This is a genomic window from Paenibacillus sp. B-A-8 (assembly GCF_048572915.1).
Taxonomy (GTDB): Bacteria; Bacillota; Bacilli; order Paenibacillales; family Paenibacillaceae; genus Paenibacillus_AQ.
Map to the genome: position 1 here is coordinate 2,611,763 of NZ_CP183882.1, position 11,934 is coordinate 2,623,696.

Below are 11,934 nucleotides of genomic sequence, written 5' to 3' on the forward strand. Positions count from 1 at the left end.
ACTATAGACGATTTTAAGCGATATGTAAACTCATGATAAAGAAAAAGGTTGCAAGGAGGAAAGATTTACATCTAAAAATGAATGCGCTCCCATTGCACAAAAAGAAAGGTGGTGTTAAGCTTCTAATCCTAAAGGTTAGATTTTGAAGGAAGGTGAATTTGTTGAATATAAAGAAATTTTATCAAAATCATTTACGGAAAAAACTGTTTAATAAAATTTTAGCTATATATTCATCCATCATCATTATTACGCTCATTGCCTCTTCCATTACCGTTTATAAATACTATGAACAGACGATCACGCGTCAACATGTTGATGCTAATCGAGAGGTATTGGATTACGTGAGTTTATATATGAATCAGCAGTACGAAGGGATCCAATTGGCCATTCAGCAAATTTATAGTGATGCTTCTGTAAGTGAGGATTTGTCCTACTTTTTGCAACATGATTATGGAGATTATCTCAAATATCGTTTAGATCAGTTTGCTGAAATTGGGAGCTTTGTACCCCATACGTTCGATACTTATTTCAAAACGTATTTGAATCAAAAAAGCGGCATTTCTGACGTTATCTTATATAGCACTGAAAAAGAATTTTATTATTTATATAAAAATAATACACGACAACTCTACAAGAGAGATATAGATATTTCTGAGCAAAAATCACCCTTACCCAAGAATGGTTGGATTTCGCATGAAAAAAAATTATTACTTAAGGAAATAAGGGAAGACAATAACAATTTGTATACGATGACCAGGGAACTTAAAGATCCGATTTCGTTGAAAACGATAGGTATGCTCATAATTGATTTTGACGCTGAACTTATTTCAAAATGGCTGGGTACGAAAGGCACCGAGAGTAATGGCCAAGTGTTAGTTCTAACACCAAGCGGAGACGTCATATATGATTCCTTAGGCAGGTATATGGGACAGCAGTATCCACATATCGCTGGTCTTTATTCAGACGGCTGGACGGCACTGGATGGCATATCCAAGGTTAACTTAAATACAACGAATAGCTCAGGTCTTATCGTAGCAGGAATCATTCAGAAGTCGCAGGTCAATAAAGAAATGCTTGTTGTACGAAATTGGATTATCGGGATTACGGCCGCATTAATTGTTGCGGCAATGGCGATTACATACGGAATCATTTTACGTTTCTCTAAAAAAGTGAAGATCATTGTCAAATCTATGAAGCGCTTACAGGAAGGCGACTTAAGCACACGGATTCACCTTAATCGGGAGGATGAATTGCAGCTCATTGCAAACAATTTTAACTATATGTGTGAGCGATTAGAGTTATATATTAATAAAGTTTACATTTCAGAAATTACGCAAAAAAATGCAGAGCTTGTGGCTCTCCAGTCGCAGATTAATCCGCATTTTTTATATAACACGCTTGAAGCTATAAGGATGCGGGCCATCTCGCAAGGTGCGAAGGACGTAGGTCAGATGATTTACATTTTATCGACATTATTCCGAACGATGATTAAGAAGAATATGGTTGTTACCATCGCGGATGAAATTGAATACTGCAATCTGTACCTTGAGTTGTTTCAGATTAGACATCAAGATAAGCTTCAAATCGAGTCGCGGATAAGTCCAGTGGCCATGAATTGTTCTATCGTTAAATTGCTCATCCAGCCGGTCATAGAAAATTATATTGTTCACGGATTCAGGCCCGAACGTTTCGATAACCTAATACGGATTGAAGTTACTGAAGCAGACGGGGAAATTCAAATCGCTATCAGAGATAACGGAAACGGGATTATTCCAAGCAAGCTTACGGAATTACAACAAACGCTTCAAGTCAGTATGCGAATGGATGCACCGCCGTCCTCGCTCGGACTATGCAATGTGAATGAGCGGATTAAACTTTATTACGGGACTGAATATGGGTTAACGATTGCTAGTGAACTAGGTGAAGGAACAACAGTCATCATGAATATACCAGTGGTAAGGGAGAGTACTAAATAATGCACAACATACTTATTGTGGATGATGAACCTCTTATTCTTGAAGGATTACGTTCAGTGATCGAATGGGAAGATTATGGACTTAGAATCGCAGGTCAAGCGGGTAACGGGGAAGAAGCTTTAGAGTTTCTGCATCGTCATAACGAAGCCATAGACATATTAATTACAGATATTACGATGCCAAAGCTTACGGGTCTTGAATTGATTCGACAAATCAAGTGTTTTGATTCAAAAATGAGATTTATTATCCTAAGCGGCTATGAGCAATTTGAGTATTTAAAAGCTGGAATGAGTCTAGGTATTGAGAATTATATTCTTAAACCCATTAATATAAAAGAATTGGAATCGACCATCGAACAAATTGTTGAAGTCCTCAATCAAGAGGATGTTGAACAATTTCATGCGAAGGAGGATCAGCAAGTATTACGGAACAATATTTTGAACCGCTGGGTCACTGGAAACATTGATCGACAGGAGCTTATGCATCGTTCAAAAGTGTTGAATATTTCGCTGGACTGCTCTTTTTTTACGGTGGCTGCGATTCGGCTTATTACGGAGCATGAAGGGGAGGAGGGTCAGCATCAACTGCACCCTAATCAACTTGTGGAAGAATGTTATCGTATCGCTGTGCAGTCCGTATCTAAGCGAGGAACGGTTATTGTATTTATAGATATGGAAGGTGATCTTGTTCTTATTGTTGCGGAGTCAGCTGAAGATGAGAACAAAGAAGAGATGTATTGTATGCTGGAACAGATTCAATCTGAGATTATGCATGAATTAGGAAAGTCTGTCTGGATCACGATAGGAAGTAAGGAATATACGTTTCAAGAAGTGCCACAAAGCTATAACAAAGCGAAGAGTTTATATGTGGATCATCTGATGCTGCCGAGCTACCCGATTATAGATGTGGATAAACTATCGAAGATGATGTTACACGAGGAAAAGCTTGAAATTGATTATGAAGCCTTTACGAAATTGTTTTTATCTGGTGAACGTGAGGCGGCCAATCAATTTATCGCGGAAACCTTCGAAAAGCTATTTGGTTGTGGCATGATCACCCGCATGGATAATTACAACGTGGCGATTGAATTAATGTTGATCGCTAAGAAAATGGAGAAGAACTCTAATTTTAGTGCTGTATTTAATCCTTTACTACGTATCCATACCATTGAGCAGCTGCTTCATCATGTGCAGGAAAGTGTGAATGAAACGCTGGATCAATTATCGTTAGTGAGTGATGAACTAAGCCCGAATATGAGATATATGGTGGATCAAGTAAGCAAACATTATAGAGAAGAGCTATCTCTGAAGACGCTCAGTCAGCGAATGAATATGCATCCTACTTACTTGGGACAGCTATTTCAGAAGGAGATGGGGCGAAGCTTCTCTGATTATGTAAATCAATTCCGAATTGAAAAAGCAAGACAACTGCTGCTTCAAACTACACTATTAACCAATGAGATTGCAGCTGAAGTAGGGTATTTAGATCCAGCATATTTTTATCGCCAATTCAAAAAATCAGTAGGCATATCTCCAACCGAGCTTCGAAAGATGTATATAAAAGAAAAGTCGTAGCATAAAGGAAATGTTCCCGGGTATCACGTTCAAGTGTTGGGTTCACGAACGTTGGTCACGAGAATGTTTCCTTTTTTTATGTTTAAATTATTAGGAATTTTAAGCCTCGGAATGGTCGTTTATCCTAGCGATCTTTAATTTTTACATATCATTCTGGAGTTTTTCAACTTTATGAAACCGCTTTTATAGCGCAGAATTAAAGATAGTTAAAGGGGCAAGGAAATAAGAACGAAAGGGAATTACGGGGATTGTTTGGGGATAGAGAAGGGGGATGTAGAATAGTGTCTGCATTTTTCAAAAGCTTAAATAAGGATAAAGTGCTGTGGTTTATGGTATTACCAGGGACAATATGGTTCCTAATCTTTTGTTACTTACCTATGTTTGGAACGATCATTGCCTTTAAGGATTTCAAGATTCACCGGGATGGATTTTTTGCAAGCGTTTTAAATAGTAAGTGGGTTGGACTTGAAAATTTCAATTTTCTGTTCTCAACAGAAGACGCCTATCTTATTACAAGAAATACGATTCTTTATAACTTGGCTTTGATCTCTCTCGGTCTTGTTCTTGCGGTGGGCATTGCGATCACCTTGAATGAACTTGTGAACAAACGGATGGCCAAAGCGTATCAAACGGCGATGTTTATGCCTTACTTCCTTTCTTGGGTTATTATTAGTTTCTTTACGTTCAGTTTCCTAAGTGTAGATAAAGGGATCTTGAACCAAGTGATTGTGTACTTCGGAGGCGATCCTGTTTCCTGGTATGGGGATACTCGCTTTTGGCCATATATCCTTATTTTCATGGGGATATGGAAATCTATCGGATATTCGAGTGTGGTTTACTTAGCAGCTATAGCGGGGATCGATAAGTCCTACTATGAAGCAGCTATGATTGATGGGGCTAGCAAATGGCAGCAAATTAAGTTTATTACGCTTCCTCTGCTTAAACCTTTAATGGTTACGCTTACTATTCTAGCGATTGGTGGTATTTTTAGATCGGACTTCGGGTTGTTCTATCAAATTCCTCGAGATTCCGGTGTTCTATACTCCGTAACGAATGTTATCGATACTTATATTTATCGAAGCATGAGTACGACAGGAAATCTAGGAATGAGTACAGCAGCTGGTTTATATCAATCGATCGTTGGATTTATCATGGTGCTTGTAACGAACTCCATTGTGAGAAAGATCAGCAAAGAAAACGCGATATTCTAGAAAGGAGTCATTGACGTTATGGAAGTATTTAAACGTAAGCATAAGGAAATCGACAACAACGCCATTACTCCTTTTTGGAATGTGGTACTCAATATTGTGATTGGAATCTTCGCCTTTACTTGTGTGTTTCCGTTCTTGTTTGTTATAGCTATTTCTTTTACGGATGAGAAAGTCCTTGCTTTAAATGGATTCAGCTTAATTCCAGAAAAATTTAGTTTGGCGGCGTATCAGTTTGTTTTTAACACAGGTGATCAGTTGTTTCGGTCCTTTGGTGTTACCTTAGTGGTTACTGTACTAGGTACGCTCATTAGTTTGTTTCTAATTACAACTTACGCCTATGTTCTTTCTCGAAGATCATTTCGCTATCGTAATTTCTTCAGCTTCTTTGCCTTCTTTACGATGTTATTCTCAGGCGGAATGGTTCCGAACTATATTGTGGCTACGCAGTTTTTACACTTGTACAACACGATTTGGGCTTTGATCTTACCAATCGCAATGAATGCATTCTTTATTCTAGTAATGCGGACCTTCTTCCAGACCACCGTACCTGATGCGCTAATTGAGGCAGCAAAAATAGACGGTTCAGGGGAGTTCCGGACATTCTTACAAATTGTACTTCCGATCTCTTTGCCGGGGATTGCAACGATTGGACTGTTCTGTACGCTGGGTTATTGGAATGATTGGTTTAATGCGCTGCTGTATATTGATGATGCGAGTCTTGTGCCGCTCCAAGCGATGCTGATGCGAATTCAGAATAATATGGAGTTTGTCATTCAGAACAGTATGCAGATGGGATCAAGCTTTGAGATTGCTGCGACCTTGCCGACAGAAACGGTTCGAATGGCGATGGTTGTACTGGCAACCTTGCCTATAGCACTAGCGTATCCGTTCTTCCAAAAGTATTTCGTACAAGGCTTAACCGTAGGTTCTTTGAAAGAGTAACACTACTAAGATGTATTTATTCGAGTCGCTAATATAGGAAACGATATAAATAAAAAGTAAATTAATCTAAAGGGGGAAAATAGAAATGAAAGCGAAAAAAAGTTTAACGCTCGCTCTTGTAGGAACAATGCTTTTGTCTGGCCTTCTTGCTGGATGTGGTTCGAATAATAATACAAATGCTGCTAAAGAAACAAACAATTCAGCGGCAGCGGGGAATTCAGCAGGGAATTCATCGGAATTAAAGCCGTATGAGCTGAAGATGTATTTAATTGGTGGACCTCAAAAGGATCTGGATCTTGTATTAAAAGAGGTTAACAAATATACCAAAGAAAAAATTAATGCGACGTTGAACATTACGATGTTCGATTGGGGTGATTACGATAAGAAGATGCAGGTCATCACCGCTTCTGGTGAGCCTTATGATATTGCCTTTACCTCTTCTTGGACAAATGATTTCCGCCGTAACGCAGCGAACGGTACCTTCTTGGGACTGAATGATCTGCTAGATAAGTATGGAAAGGAAACGAAAGAAGTTTTGGACCCACGTTTCTTAGAAGGCACTAAGATTAAAGGTGAAATCTATGGTGTGCCTGTAAACAAGGAGCTTGGACAGCAATGGGTATGGCGCTTCAATAAAAAATATGTTGATAAATACAACATGGACATTTCTAATATTCGTACATTGGATGATCTAGAGCCACTTCTTAAAACGATTAAAGAGAATGAGCCTGCGGATATTACACCGCTAGCTGTTCCTAAAGGCTTTAAACCATTTATGCCATTTGACTATGTACTAGGTGATGAGTTACCTATCGGGGTCTATATGGATTCCACAGATGGCAAGGTTGTTAATATTCTGGAGACACCTGAACTCGCAACATCGTTAGATACGATGCGTAGACTTTATACAGCAGGTTACTTACGCCCAGACGTTGCAACACTTGAAGGTATCGATAACATTAAGACCGGTAAATGGTTTGCCGATCGCGAAATTACACAGCCTTATGCAGAAAAAGGTTGGTCTCGTTCAGCGGGTTATGAAATTGTAACTTCGCCTATGCATGAGCCTTATGTGTATACACAGTCCGCCGCAGGTTCGATGCACGCGATTTCCGTAACCTCAGGTGATCCTGAACGGGCTATGATGTTCTTGAATCTTTTGAACACAGATAAGTACTTACGCAATTTGCTCAACTATGGTATTGAAGGCACTCATTATAAGAAAATCTCCGACAATGTCATTGAAGATCTGCCAGCTATGCAAGATAGCTATGCTATGCCAGGCTTCACGCTTGGAAATATGTTACTGACTTATCTGCATGCTGATGACCCTGCTGATAAATGGGATGCTTTCAAGAAGTTTAATGATTCGTCTAAAGAAGCCCCTACCTTCGGTTTTGCATTTGATCCTACACCTGTAAAAACTGAAGTAGCGGCCATCAACAACGTAACTAAAGAATTTATGCCAGCTCTATACACAGGTTCTGTTGATCCTAAAACATATCTGCCAAAAGCAACCAAGAAATTTAAAGAAGCTGGACTGGAAAAAGTCATTGCTGAAGTTCAAAAGCAGCTTGATGAGTGGAACCAGACAAAGAAATAAGGCTTTGAACTTTACAACACGCCTACGATTAATCACTAAAGGATAGCACAAATAGGATTAGTGGAGACGGGCAGCTATGCTGCCCGTCTCTCTATCTATACTCATTTTTATCAAGAGGAGTGAGGATATGGAACAATTCAGACTGCCAGCCATCTCTATGCCGAAGCTGCCACTGCCACAAGCGATTCAAGAAGTATTAAATGAAGCAGAGGAGAAATTAGCTCATCGGCCTAAACTATTACAGCTCTTCAAGAACTGCTTCCCGAATACACTTGAGACAACGACTAAACTCATGGATGATGGAACAACATTCATCATTACTGGTGATATCCCTGCTTCTTGGTTGCGTGACTCTGTGGAACAGGTTATGCACTACGTGCCATTTGCGAAGAATGATCCAGATCTTCAACGTATCATTAGCGGTCTAATTAAACGTCATATTCAGTATATACATATTGATCCGTATGCTAATGCGTTTAATGAAACAGCGAATGACTGGCATTGGAGCACTAGCGATATTACGGAAATGTCCCCTTGGGTGTGGGAACGTAAATTCGAGATCGATTCGCTCTGTTTTTCCATGCGTCTGGCTTATGCCTATTGGAAAGAAACGGGGAAGGCTGATATCTTCGACGCTGGATTTAAGGAAGCAATGGTCAAAATATACAACTTATTTAGAACAGAGCAACGCCATGCTGAATTATCTCCTTACCGCTTTATGCGTAATAACGGGATACCTGAAGATACGTTACGCAACAACGGCCTTGGTATGCCTGTTAATTATACGGGTATGGTCTGGTCCGGGTTCCGATCAAGCGATGATGCGTGCGACTTCCATTACAATATCCCGGGGAATATGTTCGCCGTTGTTGCCTTACGTCATATGCAGGAATTCGCAGAATGGGTATTCCGTGATCTTGAATTTCTAAAAGACCTTAAAGCATTAGAAGCGGACATTGATCATGGAATCAAGCTATATGGTATTTATCGTCATCCGAAATTTGGACCCATCTACGCCTATGAGACCGACGGCTACGGCAACTACTGCTTGATGGATGATGCGGGAACACCGGGACTCATGTCGATTCCTTATCTCGGCTATGTTACGGCAGAGGATGAGATTTATCAGAATACACGCCGATTTGCGCTGAGCCAGGAGAATCCTTTTTACTTTGAAGGAACAGCAGCGAAAGGAATTGGCAGTCCACATACTCCGAAAGATTATATTTGGCATATGGCATTGTCTATGCAAGGTATGACGGCTTCCACGAAGGAAGAGAAGCTGGAGATGCTTGCGATGCTAGAGGCAACGGATGCGGGGACTGGTTTTATGCATGAAGGATTTCATGTCGATGACCCGAATATATTCACTAGAAAATGGTTCGCCTGGTCCAATAGTCTGTTCTCCCAACTAGTCTATAAATCGATGAAGGAAGGACTACTATGAGCAGGCCTGTAATTATATTCTATGATTCAGATTTTCCGATTTCGAATTCGATTCCTAGCGATGCGATTGTATCCATGCGTGAGTTCGGTACGATCGTGAATGCGAATCAGCTTGCAGCAACGCTTAAGGAAACCGAAGGCGGATGTTTCATTAATTTGCATGCACCCTATTTTCCAAAAGCGGCATGGATAGACATTCATGGATATTTGCAAAGAGGTGGTGGGCTGATCAGCATCGGAGGTGCCCCCTTCAAACAACCCGTTCGCTGGCAAAATGAACAATGGCATATTGAAGCGGAGCAGACCTCTTATCATCAAGAGCTATATATTCATGAGGCATTACGTGTTGAGTGTTCTCGCAATCAATCCTTGCTAGCATCGGATGTTATTCCTCTGCTTAAGGGTCAAGAAGCTCTTTTTCTAGCGAGTGCAGAGACATGGAACCTTGTGCCACATACGACGAAGACGAGTGATTTACCCCATCAAATGGGGTCAGCAGGGCCAATGAGCACAAGGATTTACCCGCTTTTGAAGGGAATTACACATGAGGGCCGGGAAACTGCTGCTCCAGTAGTTCTTTGGGAGAATACGATTGGTTTATTTGCAGGCTCACGCTGGCTGTTCGTAAATACGGCTGCAACGGATTCTTTATGGAAGGACGAAGGGCTGTCCGCGATATCCAAGTGGGCTCTGTTCTGCTGCAAGGGTGTTACAGAGATGTGGATTAAGCCCAATTACGCATCTTATGAGTCTGGTGAACGTGCTTCTCTGACACTGCAGATTCAGCAGCTTGAGAGGGCAAAACCTTCAATAAGTAATGAAGAAACATGGAATTTTACAATTCATGTTGAGCATGAATCAGATTCGTCCTTACACTGGTCTCAGGAATTAAAGTTGAAGGCTAATGCTGAGCTTAACATCGTTCGGGTGCCTATTCCTCTGGAAATTAGGAGTGGTCTGTTCCAAGTGGTCTGCGAAGCGGAAGCCAGTGATGGTGAGGTCCGCATTCTACGTCAAGGGTTCTGGGGGCATGCCCCTGAACTTCTGGCAGCAGGTGAACCGATAACAAGTGGAAGAGATTATTTCATAAAAGATGGGCGTCCGCTACCTGTTGTGGGGATGACTTATATGACGAGTGATGTGGCACGGAAATTTCTATTTCTGCCGAACGTTGGGGTATGGGATCGCGATATGGGGCAAATGCGGAAGGCAGGGATTAACTGGATCCGAACAGGAATCTGGACTGCTTATCGTAATGTGATGCAAGATGACGGTCATGTTTCAGAAGAGGTACTGCGAGCGATAGATGCCTTTATCATGACAGCGAAGAAGCATGATCTGCAGGTAACCTTTACGTTCTTCTCCTTCACACCGGAAACATGGGGAGGGGTAAATCCTTATTTGGACCCACAAAGTGTAGAAGCACAGAAGCGGTTCATTCGTTCTATTGTATCTCGTCATAAAGCGTCTTCGAATGTAGATTGGGATCTTATTAATGAACCGTCAATGTTTGACCCGGCACGTATTTTCTCGGAGGGTCCGAGTGCATGTCATGATCGTTTTGAGCAACAAGCTTTTGTAGAATGGCTTCAACATAGACATGGTGAGATCGAAGTGCTACAGGAACGCTGGAATATGACACCTGCACAGCTTCCGAACTTTGCATCGGCAAGGCTGCCAGAAGCAAAAGAGATAAACTTCGATGTGCAGGATATGCACAGCGCTAAAAGTGGGACGCGTTGGCTTGATTATTGCTTGTTCTCCATGGATATGCATAACCGATGGGTGAAGCAGTTATATGACACCATTAAGGAGCAATGTCCAGATCAGATGGTTACGGTTGGGCAGGATGAAGGGCTGGGAGCGCAGCGTCCTTCACCGTTTTTCTATGAAGAAGCGGTAGATTACACCACTGTACATTCCTGGTGGTTTAACGATTATCTGTTGTGGGATGGCATCTTTGCCAAAACTCCCAATAAGCCAAACTTAATTCAGGAGACTGGCGTCATGTATGTAGAAACTCCTGATGGACGAGCCAAACGTTCAGAGCTAGAGCTGCGAAATCTTCTTGAACGCAAATATGCCTATGCGTTTGGAACTGCTGGTGCGGGGGCCATACATTGGATCTGGAATACCAACTTCTATATGGATAATGCGAATGAGTCCCATATTGGGGCATTAAGAGCAGATGGAACCGAAAAACCAGAGGCGGATGTCTCCTATGATTTTGGAAAGTTTATAGAAGGCATTCGTGACGTATTTGGAGATAGGAAGCTGGAAGAGATTGCTGTGGTGTATCCGTATTCGAATGATTTCTCTAACCGGAAGCTGGCTTTCGCTGCTACAACAGAGCTTACCCGAGTTCTTTCGTATGATCTAAAGATGCCTTTTAGAGGGGCTTCTGAATACCACCTAGATGATTTGGAGAACCATCCTGTGAGGCTTATTATGCTGCCAAGCGCACATAACTTCGATGATGCAGCGATGGAAAGGTTGTTGCACATCGTTGAAGATACAGGTGCGGTATTACTTGTTACTGGCCCACTTGGTATTGATGCTTATTGGCATTCTTCAGAGCGCTTGAACGATATTCTTGGCAAGCGTGAATTGCGTAATGTGCGCCGTGAAGAAGTGCTTAACCTTCAAGGCCAAGAACTTCCTGTCTCCTTCGGTCACCGCCGGATTGCTGAATTATCGAAGGAAATAATGATTCATGAATCTGCTGGAAGCGGAAGTTCAATTATAGATTCGGTCATTAACATTCCGCTTGGTAAGGGACGGCTCATCTGGAGCCCAGTCCCAGTTGAAATGAGCAGTCGAAGTGAAACTACATCCGCACTGTACCGCTACGCATTGAATGCTGCTCATGTGGAATGTGATTTTGAATGGATTAACGGAGGAGACTTAGCGGGTATTTATGGACGTAAATTGAGCTTTGATAAGGGGGCTCTCTTCACCTTCGTGTCGGAATATGCGCAGGATGCGAAGATCGAGGTGAAAGATTTAGTTACTGGCCGGACCTACACATTCCTGTTGGAACAGGAACGTTCTGTCCTCTTCGCTACGGATACTAAAGGTGATCTGCTAGGCGTGTATCGCCAGCAGGAAGTTGAGATTCATGTATCTTATCCGTATCTACTGCATTAAGTATCTTAGTAGAGAGAATGTATTGCATATAAGGA

At 41.6% G+C, this 11,934-nt stretch carries 7 protein-coding genes; all 7 read left to right on the forward strand.

Annotation, left to right across the window (positions count from 1 at the left end; all coding sequences use genetic code 11):
* Positions 1-161 precede the first annotated feature (161 nt).
* The 7 genes from ACN6MV_RS11195 to ACN6MV_RS11225 all read left to right on the forward strand — a co-directional run bounded on the left by ACN6MV_RS11195 (position 162) and on the right by ACN6MV_RS11225 (position 11,899).
* Complete coding sequence (locus ACN6MV_RS11195; protein WP_081389707.1) at positions 162-1,976, forward strand: sensor histidine kinase; 1,815 nt, start codon at positions 162-164, stop codon at positions 1,974-1,976.
* On the forward strand, positions 1,976-3,550 hold the full coding sequence (locus ACN6MV_RS11200) for a response regulator transcription factor (RefSeq protein WP_419886370.1): 1,575 nt from the start codon (positions 1,976-1,978) through the stop codon (positions 3,548-3,550). The genes ACN6MV_RS11195 and ACN6MV_RS11200 overlap by 1 nt, the downstream gene beginning before the upstream one ends.
* Positions 3,551-3,879: 329 nt before the next feature.
* Positions 3,880-4,761 carry an ABC transporter permease gene (locus tag ACN6MV_RS11205; protein WP_042132076.1) on the forward strand — a complete coding sequence of 294 codons (882 nt, stop codon included), beginning with the start codon at positions 3,880-3,882 and terminating at the stop codon, positions 4,759-4,761.
* 18 nt (positions 4,762-4,779) lie between these two features.
* Positions 4,780-5,703 (forward strand): carbohydrate ABC transporter permease, encoded by a 924-nt coding sequence (locus tag ACN6MV_RS11210; RefSeq protein ID WP_042126475.1) that lies wholly within the window; start codon positions 4,780-4,782, stop codon positions 5,701-5,703.
* Between the two features lie 85 nt (positions 5,704-5,788).
* Positions 5,789-7,306, forward strand: a complete 1,518-nt coding sequence (locus ACN6MV_RS11215) for an ABC transporter substrate-binding protein (RefSeq protein ID WP_042126477.1) — start codon at positions 5,789-5,791, stop codon at positions 7,304-7,306.
* 127 nt (positions 7,307-7,433) lie between these two features.
* Positions 7,434-8,753: a glycoside hydrolase family 125 protein gene (locus ACN6MV_RS11220; protein WP_339290389.1), complete on the forward strand. Its 1,320-nt coding sequence runs from the start codon at positions 7,434-7,436 to the stop codon at positions 8,751-8,753.
* Positions 8,750-11,899 carry a beta-galactosidase gene (locus tag ACN6MV_RS11225; protein ID WP_375102593.1) on the forward strand — a complete coding sequence of 1,050 codons (3,150 nt, stop codon included), beginning with the start codon at positions 8,750-8,752 and terminating at the stop codon, positions 11,897-11,899. Before ACN6MV_RS11220 ends, ACN6MV_RS11225 begins: the two co-directional genes overlap by 4 nt.
* Positions 11,900-11,934 lie beyond the last annotated feature (35 nt).